General features: G+C 73.1%; 15 protein-coding genes and 1 pseudogene. 13 read left to right on the forward strand and 3 right to left on the reverse strand.

All coding sequences use genetic code 11. From position 1 onward, the window contains the following. The first annotated feature begins 107 nt into the window (after positions 1–107). The 5 genes and pseudogenes from GA0070613_RS18665 to GA0070613_RS18685 all read left to right on the forward strand — a co-directional run bounded on the left by GA0070613_RS18665 (position 108) and on the right by GA0070613_RS18685 (position 5334). A pseudogene (locus GA0070613_RS18665) lies at positions 108–981 on the forward strand (transglycosylase SLT domain-containing protein). 99 nt (positions 982–1080) lie between these two features. Beyond that, positions 1081–1611 (forward strand): MarR family winged helix-turn-helix transcriptional regulator, encoded by a 531-nt coding sequence (locus GA0070613_RS18670; RefSeq protein ID WP_231929265.1) that lies wholly within the window; start codon positions 1081–1083, stop codon positions 1609–1611. 5 nt (positions 1612–1616) lie between these two features. Next, positions 1617–3284: a CocE/NonD family hydrolase gene (locus GA0070613_RS18675; RefSeq protein WP_089013481.1), complete on the forward strand. Its 1668-nt coding sequence runs from the start codon at positions 1617–1619 to the stop codon at positions 3282–3284. A 191-nt stretch (positions 3285–3475) separates the two neighbouring features. Next, the gene (locus GA0070613_RS18680; protein ID WP_089013482.1) at positions 3476–4051 is read left to right on the forward strand and encodes an ArsR/SmtB family transcription factor; all 576 of its coding nucleotides are present in this window, start codon (positions 3476–3478) and stop codon (positions 4049–4051) included. After that, on the forward strand, positions 4048–5334 hold the full coding sequence (locus tag GA0070613_RS18685) for an MFS transporter (protein WP_231929267.1): 1287 nt from the start codon (positions 4048–4050) through the stop codon (positions 5332–5334). Before GA0070613_RS18680 ends, GA0070613_RS18685 begins: the two co-directional genes overlap by 4 nt. A gap of 49 nt (positions 5335–5383) precedes the next feature. On the opposite strand, the gene GA0070613_RS18690 is transcribed toward GA0070613_RS18685, so the two are convergent. Next, positions 5384–5587 (reverse strand): cold-shock protein, encoded by a 204-nt coding sequence (locus tag GA0070613_RS18690; RefSeq protein ID WP_088961229.1) that lies wholly within the window; start codon positions 5585–5587, stop codon positions 5384–5386. A 171-nt stretch (positions 5588–5758) separates the two neighbouring features. Between GA0070613_RS18690 and GA0070613_RS18695 the strand changes: the two genes are divergently transcribed. Further along, positions 5759–6445 (forward strand): class I SAM-dependent methyltransferase, encoded by a 687-nt coding sequence (locus GA0070613_RS18695; RefSeq protein WP_089013483.1) that lies wholly within the window; start codon positions 5759–5761, stop codon positions 6443–6445. Between the two features lie 99 nt (positions 6446–6544). After that, positions 6545–7168 (forward strand): DedA family protein, encoded by a 624-nt coding sequence (locus GA0070613_RS18700; protein ID WP_089013484.1) that lies wholly within the window; start codon positions 6545–6547, stop codon positions 7166–7168. Positions 7169–7273: 105 nt separating this feature from the next. Here the strand turns inward: GA0070613_RS18700 and GA0070613_RS18705 are convergent, their stop codons facing one another. Continuing rightward, entirely contained in the window at positions 7274–7927 is a 654-nt protein-coding gene (locus GA0070613_RS18705) for an MBL fold metallo-hydrolase (RefSeq protein WP_089013485.1), read from the reverse strand. Between the two features lie 7 nt (positions 7928–7934). Next, positions 7935–8651: a maleylpyruvate isomerase family mycothiol-dependent enzyme gene (locus GA0070613_RS18710; protein ID WP_089013486.1), complete on the reverse strand. Its 717-nt coding sequence runs from the start codon at positions 8649–8651 to the stop codon at positions 7935–7937. Between the two features lie 180 nt (positions 8652–8831). Here GA0070613_RS18710 and rsgA point away from each other — a divergent pair, with 180 nt between their 5' ends. From rsgA to GA0070613_RS18740, 6 genes are all read left to right on the forward strand, one after another. Further along, positions 8832–9911 carry a ribosome small subunit-dependent GTPase A gene (rsgA, locus tag GA0070613_RS18715; protein ID WP_089013487.1) on the forward strand — a complete coding sequence of 360 codons (1080 nt, stop codon included), beginning with the start codon at positions 8832–8834 and terminating at the stop codon, positions 9909–9911. 194 nt (positions 9912–10105) lie between these two features. Further along, the gene (uvrA, locus tag GA0070613_RS18720; RefSeq protein WP_089013488.1) at positions 10106–13048 is read left to right on the forward strand and encodes an excinuclease ABC subunit UvrA; all 2943 of its coding nucleotides are present in this window, start codon (positions 10106–10108) and stop codon (positions 13046–13048) included. A 146-nt stretch (positions 13049–13194) separates the two neighbouring features. Next, complete coding sequence (locus tag GA0070613_RS18725) at positions 13195–13638, forward strand: Rieske (2Fe-2S) protein (protein ID WP_089013489.1); 444 nt, start codon at positions 13195–13197, stop codon at positions 13636–13638. Positions 13639–13800: 162 nt separating this feature from the next. After that, entirely contained in the window at positions 13801–14289 is a 489-nt protein-coding gene (locus tag GA0070613_RS18730; RefSeq protein WP_089013490.1) for a Rieske (2Fe-2S) protein, read from the forward strand. 74 nt (positions 14290–14363) lie between these two features. Beyond that, entirely contained in the window at positions 14364–16301 is a 1938-nt protein-coding gene (uvrC, locus tag GA0070613_RS18735; protein WP_089013491.1) for an excinuclease ABC subunit UvrC, read from the forward strand. Between the two features lie 629 nt (positions 16302–16930). Further along, positions 16931–17599, forward strand: coding sequence for a C39 family peptidase (locus GA0070613_RS18740; protein ID WP_089013065.1), 669 nt, complete (start codon positions 16931–16933; stop codon positions 17597–17599). Positions 17600–17716 lie beyond the last annotated feature (117 nt).

A 17716-nucleotide genomic window follows, 5' to 3' on the forward strand; every position in this document is an offset into this window, starting at 1 on the left:
GCCGGAGCCGGTCCGGCGTCGATGGACCGGACGGTGAACGGCCATCGGGCCCCCGCGAACCGGCCGGTCCTTGTAGGGTCCGGCGCATGCCACGGGGGAGGGGTCAGATGGGTCCAGGGATGGGTCGGGTCGGCGCCGCGGTGGTGGTCGGCGTGCTGTTGGCCGCCGGGATCACCGGGTGCGGCGGCGCGGAACCCGCGCCCCGGGAGCTGGCCGCGCCGGTCGCGCTGCCGACGGAGGCGCCCGTCGAGGCGCCCGGCGACCAGCCGAACGAGGTGCCGCCGGGGGTCGAGGCGATGGGCGCGGCGCCCAGCGCCAAGGCCAGCCCGAGTGCCAAGCCGACGGTGAAGCCGAAGCCCACCCGGACGGCGGCGGGACCGCTCGTCACCCCGAAGCCGCCGACCGAGACGCGGGTCCCGCCGCCCCCGCCGAAGCCGGCACCGAGCGGTTGCCAGCCCACCTAACCAGGGCACCCAGGCGACCCGCAGCGAGGTCAAGGCGGCCCTCGGCGCCGCCGCCGGCCGCACCTACTGGCCGACGTCAGCGCCGGACATCGCGATCCCGCTGGACCTGCTCAAGGCGACTGCCTGGCAGGAGAGCGGCTGGCAGTCCAACATCGTCGCCTGCGACGGAGGCATCGGGCTGATGCAGGTCATGCCGGCCACCGCGGACTGGATGAACCAGCGTTTCGGCCAGTCGTACGACATCGCGGACTACCGGGACAACGCCTACCTCGGCGCCAACTATCTCGCCTGGCTGACCAAGTACATCGGCGACATGTATTTCGAGGCCGACTACCGGCTGGACGCCTCGCTCTGCACCAGCGAGCTGAACTCCTGCCTGCTCAACGCCGTCATCTCGGCGTACAACTACGGCCACAACGCGGTGGCGCGGGAGGGCGAGCCGCTGACCATCCCCAACCCGCAGTACGTGCGCAACGTGCGCGCGTTGATGACCGAGTGCGTCTGCCTGAGCTACTGACCTGACCGACGACGCCGGCCGCGGTGGACCCGCGCGGGCTACGTGGCCGCCGTTCTATGCTGCTGACCCGGGCCCGTTCGACAGGGGAATCGACAAGACGTGGCATCGCACGGCAGGTATCGGCGGCGGGACGACCCACGCGGGCGGATGATCTCGGACATCACCACTGACCTGCGGCGCTACTCGGTGGACGCGCAGCACGTCGGGCACGCGTTCGCCGCCCTGCACGGGCTGAACGCCACCGACCTGCAGGCGCTGATCGCCGTCATGGACGCGGAGCTGGCCGGCGAACCGATCACCCCCGGCCGGCTCGGGGAGCAGCTGAACCTCTCCTCCGGTTCGGTCACCGCCCTGGTCGACCGCCTCGAACGGGCCGGACACATCCGGCGTGACCGGGACACCGCCGACCGGCGCAAGGTCTTCCTGCACCACGCCGACCGGGGCGCCGCGCTGGCGAGGGAGTTCTTCCAGCCGCTCGGCTCCCGCACCGACCAGGTGCTGGCCCGGTTCAGCGACGAGGACCTGGCCGTGGTCCACCGGTTCATGACCGAGATGAGCGCCTCGCAGCGCGAACACCGCGACGCGGTGCGGGCCGCCCGCCCGGAGTCGTCCCGCCGGGCCACGGACTGACCGACGTGCTCGACCGGCTCGCCACCCGACTCGCCACCGCGGCGCTGCGGTTACCGGCCGCCCGGAGCCCGCGGGTCACGGTGACCCCGGACATCCCGGTCCGGGTCCGCGACGGGGTGACGCTGCGCACCGACCACTACGCCCCCGACCTGCCCGGCGCGCCCACCGTGCTGATCCGTACGCCCTACGGGCGGGGCGGGCCGGTGCGGCTCCTCGGCCGGCTCGCCGCCGAGCGCGGCTTCCACGTGGTCATCCAGTCCTGCCGGGGCACGTACGGCTCGGGCGGGGAGTTCGCGCCGCTGGTGCACGAGCGCGACGACGGCCTGGACACCGTCGACTGGCTGCGCCGGCAGCGCTGGTGGTCCGGGGCGTTCGGCATGTTCGGCGCCAGCTACCAGGGCTTCGTGCAGTGGGCCGTGGCCGCCGAGGCGGCCGACGAGCTCAAGGCGATGGTCGCGGTGGTGACGGCCTCGGGCACCCGCGACTCGACGTACGCGGGCGAGTCGTTCGCCCTGGACACGGTGCTGACCTGGGCGGAGCTGCTCCAGGCGCAGACCGTGCCGTGGCTGGCCCGGCAGTGGGAGCTCAAGCGGGGGCAGCCTCGGCTGACCGCTGCGCTGGCCCACCTGCCGTTGGCCGAGGCGGACCGGATCGCCACCGGCGTCACCGTGCCCTTCTTTCAGGAGTGGCTGCGCCACCACACCCCGGACGCCGACTACTGGCGGTCCCGGGTCTTCGGCGACCGGATCGCCGAGGTGCGCGCCCCGGTGGCGATGATCAGCGGCTGGCACGACATCTTCCTCCCCGCCCAGCTCGACGACTACGCCGCGCTGCGGGCCGCCGGCGCCCACCCGCGACTGACCGTCGGACCGTGGACCCACGGCAGCCCCGGGCTCTTCGTGGCCGCCCTGCGGGACGGCCTCGACTGGCTCGACGAGCACCTGGCCGGCCGCGCGGGCACGCGTACCGCGCCGGTGCGGGTGCACGTCGGGGGAGTGGGCGGTGGCTGGCGGGACCTGACCGACTGGCCCCCGCCGGCCGCGCCGACCCGGTGGCACCTGCACGCCGAAGGCGCCCTCGCGCCGGACCCGCCGACCCCGTCCGCGCCGGACCGGATCTGGTACGACCCGGCCGACCCCACGCCGTCGCTCGGCGGCCCGCTCCTGGTCGCCCAGCGGGCGGGCGCGGTGGACAACCGGCCCGTGGAGGCCCGGCCGGACGTGCTGACCTACACCAGCCCGCCGCTCGACGCGCCGCTGGAGGTGGTCGGACCGGTCCACGCGGAGATCCATGTCCGCAGTGAACTGTCGTACCTGGACGTCTTCGTGCGGCTCTGCGACGTGGACCTCCGGGGGAGATCCTGGAACGTCTGCGACGGTCTGGTCCGGGTCGCGCCGGGCCGCTTCCCGACCGGTCCGTCCGGCGTGGTGCGGGTGCCGGTGACCCTCTGGCCGACCGCGCACCGGTTCGCCCCCGGGCACCGGTTGCGGGTCCAGGTCTCCGGCGGCGCCCATCCGCGGTACGCGCGCAACCCGGGCACCGGCGAACCGCTCGGCACGGCCGTCACGCTGCGTGCCGGGCGGCGGGAGATCCTGCACGATCCGGAGCACCCGTCGGCGATCGTCCTACCGCTCCTCGGCGTCGGTCCAGAGTCTTCCCTCAGTTCCAGATAGTGCCTCTTGGTGCGTGGCGGAGTCCGTCGCCGGTGCCCCGGACCCCAGGGAAGCGTCCTCCCGCCGGGGGCGGCGAGGGCCCCGCGGCGAGCGGGTCACGACGATGGAGTGACCGGCTTCCCGTCCTATCGGCAAGTACTATTTCGCAACAGGCATTGCGCAAACGTCGTTGCCGATGTCAGGGTGGGCGTATGCCGAACCAGAACGTCCGACAGGTGACCGACTCCCGGGTCCTCGCCGCGCTCGCCCACCCGCTCCGCCGTCGCCTGATGGACGTGCTCAAGGTGCACGGCTCGGCGACCGTCGGCCTGCTCGCCGAGCGGACCGGCCAGGCGCCGGCGAACGTCAGCCACCACCTCAAGGTGCTGGCCACCGCCGAACTCGTCACCGAGGCTCCCGAGCTGGCCCGGGATCGCCGGGAGCGGTGGTGGCGCCTGCAGAGCCGCGGCGTGCGTTGGTCCAACACCGACTTCGACGCCGACCCCGCCGCCCGGGCGGTCGCCGACGCCGCCACCTCGCTCAACCTGGACCGGCAGGTCGCCCTCGCCCGCGCCTGGCACGCCGCGACCGACGAGGCCCAGGCCGCCTGGGGCGACGGTCCCTTCTCCACCGACCGCTGGCTGCACCTCACCCCGGAGGAGCTGGCCGAGCTGGGACGCGAGGTGGTCGACCTGTTCGCCCGGTGGGCGGACCGGGAGGTGCCCGACGACGGGCGGCGGCGCGAGCCGGTGTTCCTGTTCGCGTACGGCATCCCGGCGCAGCCGTGAGCGCGCCGACGGCGCGCCGGGTGCCCGACCCGCCGGTACGCCCACGCGGCGGGCTGTTCCGGCACCGGGACTTCCGGCTGCTCTGGACCGGACAGACCGTGAGCAGCGTCGGCAGCAACGTGACCACGGTGGCGCTGCCGCTGGTCGCGCTGGCCGTGCTGGACGCAACCACCTTCCAGGTCGCCGTCCTCACCGCCGCGGCGTGGCTGCCCTGGCTGCTGGTCGGCCTGCCGGCCGGCGCCTGGGTCGACCGGCTGCGCCGCCGCCCGGTGATGATCGTCTGCGACCTGGTGTCGGCCGTGCTGTTCCTCAGCGTCCCGGTGGCCGCCGTCCTCGGGGTGCTCACCATCGGCCAGTTGCTGGCCGTGGCGCTCGGCGCGGGCCTGGCCCGGGTCTTCTTCGAGACCGCCGACCAGGCGTACCTACCGACCCTGCTCCGGCCGGAGGAGGTGCCGGAGGGCAACGCGAAGCTGCACGCCACGCAGACCGCGAGCTACGTCGTCGGTCCGGGGCTGGCCGGCCTGGTCGCCCAGCTCGCCGGGGCGGTCACCGCCCTGCTGCTCGACGCGCTGAGCTTCCTCGTCTCCGCCGCCTGCCTGTGGCGCATCCGCGCGGTCGAGCGCCGGACGCCCCGCCTCGACGGCCCGCCGTCGCTGCGCCGGGAGGTGGCGGCCGGGATCCGCTTCGTCGCCCGGGACCCGTACCTGCGGGTGATGACCGTCTTCGGGGCCGCCAGCAACATCGGGCTCACCGGGTACCAGGCCGTCCTGGTGGTCTTCCTGGTCCGCTCGGCGGGGCTGCCGCCCGGCCTGGTCGGGCTGCTGATCGGCCTGGCCAGCCTGGGCGGGATCGTCGGCGCGACGGTGGCCACGACCGTCGCCCGCCGGGTCGGCACCGCCCGCGCGATGTTGCTGGCCGCCCTGGGCACCGGGCCACCCGCCCTGCTCATCCCGCTCGCCGGGCCCGGGAGCGGGGTGCTCTGGCTGCTCCTCGGCGGAGTCGTGGTCAGCCTCGCCGTCGCCGTGGGCAACGTCGTCAAGGGCAGCTTCCGGCAGACCTACACCCCGCAGGCGCTGCTCGGTCGGGTGACGGTCAGCATGCAGCTGCTGAACTACGGGACGATCCCGCTGGCGGCCGTGCTCGCCGGGGCGCTGGGCGCCGCGTACGGGCCGGGCCGGGCGATCTGGGTGATGACCGGTTGGCTGGCGGTGACCCCGCTGATCCTGCTGGTCGGGCCGCTGCGGCGACGACGCGACCTGCCGGGCGCGCCGGAACCGGCCTGAGATGCGCTGCGGCGGCGGTCGGAACCCGACCGCCGCCACCGGCACGGAGCTACAGCGGACGGACGTTGTCCGCCTGCGGCCCCTTCTGCCCCTGGGTCACCTCGAACTCGACCTTCTGGCCCTCGTTGAGTTCCCGGTAACCACTGCTCGCGATGGCCGAGTAGTGGACGAACACGTCCGGGCCTCCGCCGTCCTGCTCGATGAAGCCGAAGCCCTTTTCCGAGTTGAACCACTTGACCGTGCCGGTTGCCATGCAATCTCTCCCTGTTCAAAGCGGGTGAGCACCGACCGTTCGGCCGATGATCGCCCTGTACCACCCCGACAGTAGCCTCCCGGAGCGCAATTCGCTGCCGGAAGTGCCGGCGCGCCCCAGGGAATCCGCGCGCGGAGCGGGAAAGCCACCCGGTCCGGGCCGACCCGGGGCATGCTTGCGCCGGTGAGGGATCGCACGGCGCTGGCCGAACTGGAACGGGAGATCACCGTGCCCGGCTCCGGTCTGGACCGGCTCCGGCTGATGGAGACCCCGTTCGTGCCCGAGGTGCGACTGCACCTGGCCGAGGACGCGATCGTCTGGTGGGCCCGGATGGAGGCGGCGGCGGGTCACCCGCTGCCGCCGCCGTACTGGGCCTCCGCCTGGGCCGGCGGGCAGGCCCTGGCCCGCCACCTGCTCGACCACCCCGAACTGGCCGCCGGCCGCCGGGTGCTCGACCTCGCCGCCGGGTCGGGGCTGGTGGCCATCGCCGCCGCGCTCGCCGGCGCCGACCAGGTGGTCGCCAACGACATCGACCCGTACGCCGTCGCGGCGGTCACCGTCAACGCGCGAGCCAACCGGGTGCTCGTCGCCGCCAGCGCCGACGACCTGCTCGACTCCACAGTGACCGCGGACCTGCTGGTGGCCGGGGACATCCTCTACGACGCCGCACTGGCCGAACGGGTGCTGCCGTTCCTGCAGCGGGCCGCCGCCGGCGGCGCCGAGGTGCTGGTCGGCGACCCCGACCGGGGGCACCTGCCCCTGGGGCGGCTGGAGGTGGTGGCCAGCTATCCGGTGCCCACCACCGAGCCGTCCGTGGACTCCCCGATGCGTCGGGTACAGGTGCTGCGCCCGGCCTGACCGCCGGCGGCGGGTCGGGGTCGACCCCGAGCCGGGATCAGGGGCCGGTGGGGGATCGGACCCGATGTGCGCGCGGCCGGGCGGCCATAGCGTACGGGCATGACTGATCTGCTGGCCCAGTTCGGTGAGCTGCCCACCGCCCTGCTGATGGGCACGCTCGGCATGGTCATGCTCGCCGACGCCGTACCGCTGCTCGGGGTGCTGGTGCCCGGCGACGCCGCGGTCCTCGCCGCGGTCGGCGCCGGTCGGCCGGCCACCGGGCTGGCGACCGTGGCGGCGGTGGTGGCCGGCTGCCTGGCCGGTTGGTCGCTCAGCTTCCTCGCCGGCCGGCGTTGGGGCGACCGGCTGCGGCGCAGCCGGGTGGGCGGCTGGATCGGCGAGTCGCGATGGGCGGCGGCCGAGGTGATCCTGCGCCGCGGCGGCGGCCGGATGGTGCTGGTCGCGCCGTTCCTGCCGGTGTTCAACGCGCTGCTGCCGCTGGCCGCGGGCGGGCTGCGGATGTCGTACCGGCGATTCGCGGCCTGCGCCGCGCTCGGCGCGACGGCCTGGGCGGGCCTCTACGTGCTCCTCGGCACCGCGGCCCGGGCGCTGACCGGGCTGCTGCCCGGGGCGCCGAACCCGACGGTGCTGACCATGGCGGTCGGCCTGCTGCTCGCCGGCCCGGTGCTGCTGGGCACCCGGCACCGGCTCCGCGCGCTGGCCGGGGTGGGCACGTCCGCCTGACCGGCCGCGCCGGCGACGGGGGCCGGCGGTGGCCGCGACGCGCGGCCACCGTCGGGGTCGGAGCGGCAGCCGGTGCGGGCGGTCTGGCCCGCACCGGCGGGGGACTCACCAGCCGCGGGCGCGCCACTGCGGCAGCGACGGGCGCTCCGTGCCGAGGATGCTGTCCCTGCCGTGGCCCGGGTAGAACCAGGTCTCGTCCGGCAGCCGGTCGAAGAGCTTGTGCTCGACGTCGTCGATGAGCTGCCCGAACCGCTCCGGGTCCTGGTCGGTGTTGCCGACCCCACCCGGGAAGAGGCTGTCGCCGGTGAACAGATGCGGGATGCCGGCCGGGTCGCGGTAGAGCAGGGCGACCGAGCCGGGGGTGTGCCCCTTGAGGTGGATGACCTCCAGCGCGCAGCCTCCGACCGCAACGGTGTCACCCTCGGCGAGCGACTCCGCGTCGATCGGCAGCCCGTCGGCGTCGTCGGCGTGCACCAGCGGGCGGGCGCCGGTCTTGGCGACCACCTCCTCCAGAGCCACCCAGTGGTCCATGTGCCGGTGCGTGGTGACCACCGCGGCCAGCCCGCCGTCGCCGACCAGTTCGAGCAGCCGGGGCGCCTCGTTGGCCGCGTCGATCAGCACCTGCTCGCCGGTGTCCTGACAGCGCAGCAGGTAGGCGTTGTTGTCCATCGGGCCCACCGACACCTTGGTGATGGTGAGCCCGCCGAGCTCACGTACGGCCGGCGCGCCGCCGGGCGTGACGTCTCCGCTGTAGGTCATGGGTCCGCTATATCCATTCCGGTGGAGTCGGCAGGGGACCGTCGGGGGTGACGGTGAGCACCTCGCCCGCGCTGCGGCCGATCAGCCAGGCGGCGAGTTCGGGCGCGGCGGCGGTGATCGTGGGCGCCCCCTCGGGATCGCCCACGACGAGTTCCTGGCGGAAGCCGTCGAAGCGCAGCACCATGGCCGGCGCGTCGGGCCGGTCGGCCAGCCCGGTGGCCACCTCGTGCAGCAGCCGCTGGCCGAACGCCTCCGGCCAGTCGACCGGCCGGTAGCCGGCGGCCAGGTCCACGTGGTGCACCTCGATCTCGCGGAGCCGGCCCCAGACCAGCATGGCCGCCGGCCACGGGCCACGCCGCGTCTCGACGGTCGCCGCCCACGCCTCGACCGGCATCGTGTCGACCGCCTCGACGAACCGGTCCGAGGTGCGCCGCAGGTCGTCCAGGAGGGCGGCGGGCGAACGATCGGCGCCGGCCTCGATGTCCGCGGTACGGGCGTCCGCGCTGGCGTACATCGGGATCCGCTCGCCGGTGCGGGCGGCGGTGAGCAGGTTGACGAAGCCGTCGGCGTTGCGGGCCAGGTGGGTCAGCACGTGCCCCCGGGTCCAGCCCGGCAGCAGGGAGGCGGCGGCGACGTCCGCGGCGTCGAAGGCTGCCACGGTACGCAGCAGCCGGGCCGTGGCGTCGTCCACCTCGCCGGTCAGCAGCAGCGGATCGGTGGTCACGCGTCGACCCTAGCGGTCCGGCGCGCCGGCGTCGCCGTGGAAATCGCTTTCGGCGCGTCGGCGCGCGCCCTACCGTCGGCCTCGAACGCGGCACCGGGACGTCGGAGGAGGTGGTGGTGATCATGCCGGTCGTAGCACGCGTGTTCCGCCAGTTGCCGCCTCGACACCGATGAGGATGCCATGACCATGGATCTGACCGCCCTCGGCTGGGACGCCGGCTGGGCGGCACACGTACGACGGGGCAGCGACCACCGTCCGGGCCGGGTGGCCCGGGTCGACCGGGGGGTCTGCACCGTGCTCTGCGCCGACGGCCCGGTCCGGGCCAGCCTCGGTGGCGGGGTGCTGGCCGCCGCCGCCCGCGACCTGGCCGCGCTGCCCTGCGCGGGCGACTGGGTGCTGGTCGGCACCTGGCCGGACCGGCGGCGGACCGTCGAGGCGGTGCTGCCCCGGCGCAGCGCGCTGGTCCGCCGGACCGCCGGCAAGGACGCCAGCGGGCAGGTGCTCGCCGCCAACCTCGACGCCGCCGCGGTCGTCGAGCCCGTGCACCCCGAGCCGGACGTCGGCCGGATCGAGCGGGCGCTCTCCCTGGTCCACGAGTCGGGAGCCCGGCCCCTGATCGTGCTGACCAAGGTCGACCTGGCCGCCGACCCGGCCGCGCTGGCCCGCCAGCTCGCCGCCGTCGCGCCGGGGGTGCCGGTGCTGCCGGTCAGCGCCGAACACGGCGTCGGGCTCGACCCGGTGCGGCCGTTCGTCGCCCCCGGGCGGACGCTCGGCCTGCTCGGACCCTCCGGGGCCGGCAAGTCGAGCCTGGTCAACGCCCTCGCCGGTGCCGTCGTCATGCCGACCCAGGCGATCCGCCGGGTCGACGGCAAGGGCCGGCACACCACCACCTGGCGGTCGCTGGTGCCGATCCCGCACGGGGGCGCGGTGGTGGACACCCCGGGCGTCCGGGCGGTGGGCCTGCTGGACGGATCGGCCGGTCTGGACCGGGCCTTCGCCGACATCGTCGAGCTGGCCGCCGGCTGCCGGTACGCCGACTGCGCGCACGACGGCGAGCCCGCCTGTGCCGTGCGGGAGGCGCTGGAGAACGGGGAGCTGCCGGCGCGGCGCTGGGAGAGCTGGCGCCGGCTGCAGCGGGAGGTGGCCTTCGAGAGCCGCCGCCGGGAGGTCCGGCTGGCCGCCGAACGTCGCGGCGGCTGGCGTGGCGGTCGACGGCGCACGGTGCGTCCGACGCCGCCCCCGTCGCCGGGCGGATACTGAGCCGCTGGCCGGTCACGCTGACCCACTCGCGGTCGGCGCGAACGGCCTGAGCTGGGGGAATGTGCGGGCGCGGAAAGTTGTCGTACCTCGGGGCTAAAGTTGCCGAGGCGTCTCTTCTGCGCCCGCAAACCGCTCAGACCCCGCTCGGAGCGGACAGATCCGCCCCACTTTCTTCTCCCGGGAGTACACGGACCGTGGCCGACCGACTGATCATCCGAGGCGCGCGCGAGCACAACCTGCGTGACGTCAGTCTCGACCTGCCCCGGGACGCCCTGATCGTGTTCACCGGGCTCTCCGGGTCGGGCAAGTCGAGCCTGGCCTTCGACACCATCTTCGCCGAGGGCCAGCGGCGCTACGTCGAGTCGCTGTCGTCGTACGCCCGGCAGTTCCTCGGCCAGATGGACAAGCCCGACGTCGACTTCATCGAGGGCCTCAGCCCCGCGGTCTCCATCGACCAGAAGTCCACCTCGCGCAACCCGCGCTCCACCGTCGGCACCATCACCGAGGTCTACGACTACCTGCGGCTGCTCTTCGCCCGCATCGGCGAGCCGCACTGCCCGGTCTGCGGCGAGCGGATCTCCAAGCAGAGTCCGCAGCAGATCGTCGACCGCGTCCTGGCGATGGACGAGGGCACCCGGTTCATGGTGCTCGCGCCGGTCGTCCGCGGCCGCAAGGGCGAGTACGTCGACCTCTTCGCCGAGCTCCAGGCAAAGGGCTACGCCCGGGCCCGGGTCGACGGCGTGGTGCACCCGCTGACCGAGCCGCCGAAGCTCAAGAAGCAGGAGAAGCACACCATCGAGGTGGTGATCGACCGGCTCAGCGTCAAGGCGAGCTCGAAGCAGCGGCTGACCGACTCGGTGGAGGCGGCGCTCGGCCTCTCCGGCGGCCTGGTCCTGCTCGACTTCGTCGACCTGCCCGAGGACGACCCGGATCGCGAGCGCCGCTACTCCGAGCATCTGGCCTGCCCCAACGACCACCCCCTCGCGATCGAGGACCTGGAGCCGCGGGTCTTCTCCTTCAACGCGCCGTACGGCGCCTGCCCCGAGTGCACGGGCCTGGGCACCAAGAAGGAGGTCGACCCGGAGCTGGTCGTCCCCGACCCGGAGCGCAGCCTGCGCGAGGGCGCCATCCAGCCCTGGGCGACCGGGCACAACCTGGAATACTTCCTCCGTCTGCTGGAGGCGCTCGGCGAGGCCGAGCACTTCGACATCGACACGCCCTGGCGGGCGCTGCCGTCGCGGGCGCAGAAGACGATCCTGCACGGCTCCGACGACCAGGTGCACGTGCGCTACCGCAACAAGTACGGCCGCGAGCGCTCCTACTACACCGGCTTCGAGGGCGTGGTGCAGTGGATCGAGCGCCGGCACACCGACACCGAGTCGGAGTGGTCGCGGGACAAGTACGAGGGCTACATGCGGGACGTGCCCTGCGCGGCCTGCGGCGGCACCCGGCTCAAGCCCGAGGTGCTCGCGGTCACCCTGGCCGGCCGGAGCATCGCCGAGGTCTGCAATCTCTCCGTGGGGGAGGCGGCTGAGCTGCTCGCCGGCATCGAGCTGACCGACCGGCAGAAGATGATCGCCGAGCGGGTGCTCAAGGAGATCAACGCCCGGCTGAAGTTCCTGCTCGACGTCGGCCTGGACTACCTCTCGCTGGACCGCGCGGCCGGCACCCTCTCCGGCGGCGAGGCGCAGCGCATCCGGCTCGCCACCCAGATCGGCTCCGGTCTGGTCGGCGTGCTCTACGTGCTGGACGAGCCGTCGATCGGCCTGCACCAGCGGGACAACCACCGGCTGATCGAGACCTTGATCCGGCTGCGCGGGCTGGGCAACACGCTGATCGTGGTCGAGCACGACGAGGACACCATCCGGGTCGCCGACTGGATCGTCGACATCGGCCCGGGCGCCGGCGAGCACGGCGGCAAGATCGTGCACAGCGGCTCGGTGCCGGCCCTGCTGGAAAACCCGGAGTCGATCACCGGGGCGTACCTGTCGGGGCGCAAGTCGATCCCGACGCCGCGGCAGCGGCGTCCGCAGACCCCCGGCCGGGAGCTGGTGGTGCAGGGGGCGCGGGAGCACAACCTGCGCAACCTCACCGTGTCGTTTCCGCTCGGCCAGCTGATCGCGGTCACCGGGGTCAGCGGCTCCGGCAAGTCGACGCTGGTCAACGACATCCTGTACGCGGTGCTGGCCAACCAGATCAACGGCGCCCGGCTGGTCCCCGGCCGGCACACCCGGGTCACCGGCCTGGAGCACGTGGACAAGGTCGTCGGCGTCGACCAGTCGCCGATCGGCCGGACGCCCCGGTCGAACCCCGCCACCTACACCGGGGTCTGGGACCACGTCCGGAAGCTCTTCGCCGAGACCACCGAGGCCAAGGTCCGGGGGTATGGCCCGGGCCGGTTCTCGTTCAACGTCAAGGGCGGCCGCTGCGAGGCCTGCTCCGGCGACGGCACCATCAAGATCGAGATGAACTTCCTCCCGGACGTCTACGTCCCCTGCGAGGTCTGCAAGGGCGCCCGGTACAACCGGGAGACTCTGGAGGTGCACTACAAGGGGAAGACCGTCTCGGACGTGCTGGAGATGCCGATCGAGGAGGCGGCGGAGTTCTTCTCCGCCATCCCGGCCATTCACCGGCACCTCAGGACGCTGGTCGACGTGGGCCTCGGCTACGTCCGCCTCGGCCAGCCCGCGCCCACGCTGTCCGGCGGTGAGGCGCAGCGGGTCAAGCTCGCCTCCGAGCTGCAGAAGCGCTCCACCGGTCGGACGGTCTACGTGCTCGACGAGCCGACCACCGGCCTGCACTTCGAGGACATCCGTAAGCTGCTGATGGTGCTCGAGGGCCTGGTCGACAAGGGCAACACGGTGATCACCATCGAGCACAACCTCGACGTGATCAAGACCGCCGACTGGCTCATCGACATGGGCCCGGAGGGCGGCCACCGGGGCGGCACGGTGCTGGCCACCGGCACCCCCGAGGAGGTCGCCGAGGTGACCGAGAGCCACACCGGCCAGTTCCTGCGCCACGTGCTCAAGCTCGACGGCGAGGCCAAGGGCGCCACGGCGGCCACCAACCGGGCGGCGAAGGCCAACGGCACCAGGTCCCGGAGTTCGAAGAAGGTGCCGGCCGGCGCGCGCTGACATCCGCGCGGCCGCGTACCCGGTTGGGTTGCCGGCCCCGGGCGCGGCCGGAATAGCCGTAAAGCGGGTGAAATTTCTGGCAGGGTGATCCGTGGCAGGAACGTGACCGCGGATCATGACGGGCGCGGCGGCAGAGAGGGGAAGTCATGAGTGACGATCAGGTGCTCACCGAGCCGGGTAACCAGACCCGTCGGGCACTGCTCGCCGGTGCGGGCGCGGTCGGCGCGGCGGCGGTACTGGCCGCCTGCGGCAGCGACGACTCCGGCCAGGCCGCCGCCGGCCCCACGTCCCCCGCTGGGAGTGGCCAGCCCCTGGCAAAGACCAGCGAAATCCCGGTCGGTGGCGGCAAGATATTCGCCGACCGGGATGTCGTGGTCACGCAGCCGAAGCCCGGTGAATTCAAGGCCTTCAGCGCGATCTGCACCCACCAGGGCTGCAAGGTCACAAGCATCGAGGGCGGCACCATCAACTGCCCCTGTCATGCCAGCAAGTTCTCCATCGCCGACGGCTCGGTCAAGGCGCCCCCGGCCAAGAAGCCTCTCCCGGCCAAGGAGATCAAGGTCACCGGCGACCAGATCTCCCTGTCCTGATTCCGGACGGCACGGACGGGCGGACCCGGCGGCGGCCGGGTCCGCCCGCTCCGATATCCATTCGGTGACGCAACCGTATGAACCGTGCGGCGCGGTGATCCGTGTTCAGCAGTGTGGCCGCGGATCATGACGGGCGGCGACAGCCGAGAGAGAGGCCGGGAGATGAGTGACGATCAGGTGCTGACCGGGCCGGGTACCCAGACGCGCCGGGCGCTGCTCGCGGGCGTCGGCGCGGTCGGGGCGTCGGTCGTGCTGGCCGGCTGCGGCAGCGACGCGGGCGAGACCGGCGGCGGTGCGGCCCCGAGCAGCGGTGGCCCGAGCGTGAGCAGCGCCGGCGACGCCGAGGGTGGCAACCGGGACACCACCGGCCCCCTGGCGCGCACCACGGACATCCCGGTCGGCGGCGGCGCGGTCTTCGCCAGCAAGGGCGTGGTGATCACCCAGCCCAACCCGGGGGAGTTCAAGGGCTTCAACCCGATCTGCACCCACCAGGGCTGCCCGGTGTCGAACGTCGACGGCGGCACCATCAACTGCACCTGCCACGGCAGCAGGTTCTCGATCAGCGACGGCTCGGTGAAGCAGGGCCCCGCGACCCGCCCCTTGGCCGCCAAGAACGTCAAGGTCGACGGCGACCAGATCTCCCTCGCCTGACCGCCCCGGCGCCCCCGCCCGCCAGGTGTGGCGGCGGGGGCGGGGTGTCGGGGGTGCGGACTAGGCTTGTTCGCGTGGCTGACCCCTCGACCTACCGTCCCGCGCCCGGCACCATCCCGGAGTCGCCAGGGGTCTACCGCTTCCGCGACGGCACCGGCCGGGTCATCTACGTCGGCAAGGCGAAGAACCTGCGCAGCCGGCTCAACTCCTACTTCGCCGACCTGTGGGGCCTGCACCAGCGCACCCAGCAGATGGTCACCACGGCCGAGTCGGTCGACTGGGTCACCGTCGGCACCGAAGTCGAGGCGCTCCAGCTCGAATACACCTGGATCAAGCAGTACGACCCCCGGTTCAACGTCCGCTACCGCGACGACAAGTCGTACCCCTACCTGGCCGTCACCCTCGACGAGGAGTACCCGCGGCTCCAGGTGATGCGGGGCGCCAAGCGCAAGGGGGTGCGCTACTTCGGGCCGTACTCGCACGCCTGGGCGATCCGCGAGACGCTCGACCTGCTGCTCCGGGTCTTTCCGGCGCGGACCTGCTCGTCGGGGGTGTTCAAGCGGGCCGGACAGGTGGGTCGTCCCTGCCTGCTCGGCTACATCGGCAAATGCTCCGCGCCGTGCGTCGGCAGCGTCTCCGCCGAGCAGCACCGCGACATCGTCAACGGGTTCTGCGACTTCATGGCCGGCCGCACCGACACCATGGTCCGCCGGCTCGAGCGCGAGATGACCGAGGCCAGCGAGCAGTTGGAGTTCGAGCGGGCCGCCCGGCTCCGCGACGACGTCGCCGCCCTGCGGCGGGCGATGGAGAAGCAGACCGTGGTGCTCGGCGACGGTACCGACGCCGACGTGGTGGCCTTCGCCGACGATCCCCTCGAAGCCGCCGTCCAGGTGTTCCACGTCCGCGACGGCCGGGTCCGCGGCCAGCGCGGCTGGGTGGTGGAGAAGACCGAAGAACTGAGCACCGGCGACCTGGTGCACCACTTCTGCACCCAGGTCTACGGCGGGGAGCAGGGCGAGGCCGACGTGCCCCGCGAGCTGCTCGTGCCCGAGCTGCCCGCCGACGCCGACGCGCTGGCCGAGTGGCTCACCAGCCACCGGGGCAGCCGGGTGTCGCTGCGGGTGCCGCAGCGTGGCGACAAGAAGTCGCTGCTGGAGACCGTGGAGCGCAACGCCAAGGACGCCCTCGCCCGGCACAAGCTCAAGCGGGCCGGTGACCTGACCACCCGCAGTAAGGCCCTCGACGAGATCAGCGACGCGCTCGGCATGCGGACGTCGCCGCTGCGCATCGAGTGCTTCGACGTCTCGCAGATCCAGGGCACCGACGTGGTGGCCAGCATGGTCGTCTTCGAGGACGGGCTGCCCCGCAAGAGCGAATACCGCCGGTTCATCGTCCGGGGCGCCACCGACGACCTCTCGGCCATGTCCGAGGTGCTGCGCCGGCGCTTCGCCCGCTACCTGGACGCCCGCGCCGAGACCGGGGAGATCGGCGAGGAGACCGCCGGCGACCCGGACCGGCCCGGCATCGACCCGACCACCGGGCGGCCGCGCAAGTTCGCGTACCCGCCTCAGTTGGTGGTGGTCGACGGCGGCGCGCCGCAGGTCGGCGCCGCGGCGCAGGCCCTCGCCGAGCTGGGCATCGACGACGTGGCGCTGTGCGGGCTGGCCAAGCGGCTGGAGGAGGTCTGGCTGCCGGACGACGAGTTCCCGGTCATCCTGCCGCGCACCTCCGAGGGGCTCTACCTGCTGCAACGGGTCCGCGACGAGGCGCACCGCTTCGCCATCACCTTCCACCGCCAGCGGCGCTCCAAGCGGATGACCGAGTCGGCGCTGGACAACATCCCCGGTCTGGGCGACGTACGCCGCAAGGCGCTGCTGCGGCACTTCGGCTCCCTCAAGCGGCTCTCCGTCGCCACCGTCGAGGAGATCACCGAGGTGCCCGGGGTGGGGAAGCGGACCGCCGAGGCGATCCTGGCCGCCCTGGACGAGGGCACCAAGTCGCCGCAGAGCTAGTCACCGGTTCCCTGGGAAGGTGGGGCCATGTCGCCTTCCTGCTTTGTCAGAGGCTTTTGACCAGGCCTCTTCGACTCGGCCGCTCCGACCGGCGACCATTCCTCGGCACCGCTTTGCTCTGCTTCAACGGACGCAACGGTTACCGGCCGTGCCTGTTGCCTGTGGGGAAGCAGAGCAAAGGGAGCGGTCGGATGATTGGCGGGCCGAACGAGGGTCACCGTCCGTAACTCGATGGGGGCGGTGCGCCGGGAGGCGGCACTCTGCCCGAAAATGCGCGGATCTTGACGCTGGGCGGGTCGGGGCGTGTGTGGCTGGATGTCCGGATCGGCGCGCCCTCCGGTGCGCGGGGTGTCCGGTTTACGGCCCGGTGTGCCGTGGGCGGGGCCACCCCGGCGGTGGAATGGCGGGCGGGGCCGGGTCGTTGAACATGGCATACCACCGAGGAACCCCCGCCCCCGGTGCTGGCCCCGGCGCCGAGCCGGGAACACCCGGCCCGCCGGGACGGTTACATCCTCCGGACCCGAGCAGGCCCCCGGCCGCCGGGCAGATCCCCCTCAAGACTTTCCCCCCGTTTTTGCGCGCACCACCGCACCCCCGTGCGGGACCCCCGAGCAGAGGAGCACGCCATCATGCGTACCGATCTGATCCGTAAGACCGCTCTGACCGCTGCCGGCCTCGCCGCCACCGCCGCCGGCATCGCCGGCCCGGCCATCGCCGCCCACGCCGCCCCCGCCGAGAAGGCCACGGCGCAGGTGCACACCGACCGCAAGCAGACCGACCGCAAGCACAGCGAGCGGGAACTCAACGTCCGCTACGCCGCGCAGCCGAACTTCTACTACTGCGGCCCCGCCGCCACCCGCAACGCCCTGTCCGTGCAGGGCAAGGACATCAACGTCGACGCCATGGCCAAGGAAATGGGCACCACCGAGGCCGGCACCAACAGCGTCAACGACATCACCCCGGTCCTGAACAAGGAAACCGGTAAGGACGTCTACCACAGCGTCGAAATCCGCGACGCCAAGGCCGACGACAAGCAGACCGACAAGCTGCGCACCGACATCGTCGCCACCGTCGACGACGGCCGGGCCGTGGTCGCCAACATCGCCGGCACCGCCGTCGACACCGACGGCACCGTCCACTCCTTCGAAGGCGGGCACTACATCAGCGTCGTGGGCTACCGCGACGGCGGCCACACCGTCACCATCGCCGACTCGGCCGACCCGAACATGGCCTCCTACCGCATCAGCGTCGACAACCTCGCCGACTGGATCGCCACCCGCGGCTACACCGCCTCCTGACCCACCGCACCAACCACGAAAGGGCCGACCCCACCCGGGGTCGGCCCTTTCGCCGTCTTCCACGGTCCGGATGCCCGCGGCGATCAGGACGTGGGTGCACGGGCGGAACCAACGCCG

The sequence above is a fragment of the Micromonospora inositola genome (assembly GCF_900090285.1).
Classification (GTDB): domain Bacteria; phylum Actinomycetota; class Actinomycetes; order Mycobacteriales; family Micromonosporaceae; genus Micromonospora; species Micromonospora inositola.

Coding starts and splice junctions, on each gene's coding strand:
- GA0070613_RS18740 (WP_089013065.1), top strand. CDS start 16,931: ATGCGTACCGATCTGATCCGTAAGACCGCTCTGACCGCTGCCGGCCTC.
- rsgA (WP_089013487.1), top strand. CDS start 8,832: ATGACCATGGATCTGACCGCCCTCGGCTGGGACGCCGGCTGGGCGGCA.
- GA0070613_RS18695 (WP_089013483.1), top strand. CDS start 5,759: ATGCTTGCGCCGGTGAGGGATCGCACGGCGCTGGCCGAACTGGAACGG.
- GA0070613_RS18725 (WP_089013489.1), top strand. CDS start 13,195: ATGAGTGACGATCAGGTGCTCACCGAGCCGGGTAACCAGACCCGTCGG.
- GA0070613_RS18705 (WP_089013485.1), bottom strand. CDS start 7,927: ATGACCTACAGCGGAGACGTCACGCCCGGCGGCGCGCCGGCCGTACGT.
- GA0070613_RS18690 (WP_088961229.1), bottom strand. CDS start 5,587: ATGGCAACCGGCACGGTCAAGTGGTTCAACTCGGAAAAGGGCTTCGGC.
- GA0070613_RS18700 (WP_089013484.1), top strand. CDS start 6,545: ATGACTGATCTGCTGGCCCAGTTCGGTGAGCTGCCCACCGCCCTGCTG.
- GA0070613_RS18730 (WP_089013490.1), top strand. CDS start 13,801: ATGAGTGACGATCAGGTGCTGACCGGGCCGGGTACCCAGACGCGCCGG.
- GA0070613_RS18680 (WP_089013482.1), top strand. CDS start 3,476: ATGCCGAACCAGAACGTCCGACAGGTGACCGACTCCCGGGTCCTCGCC.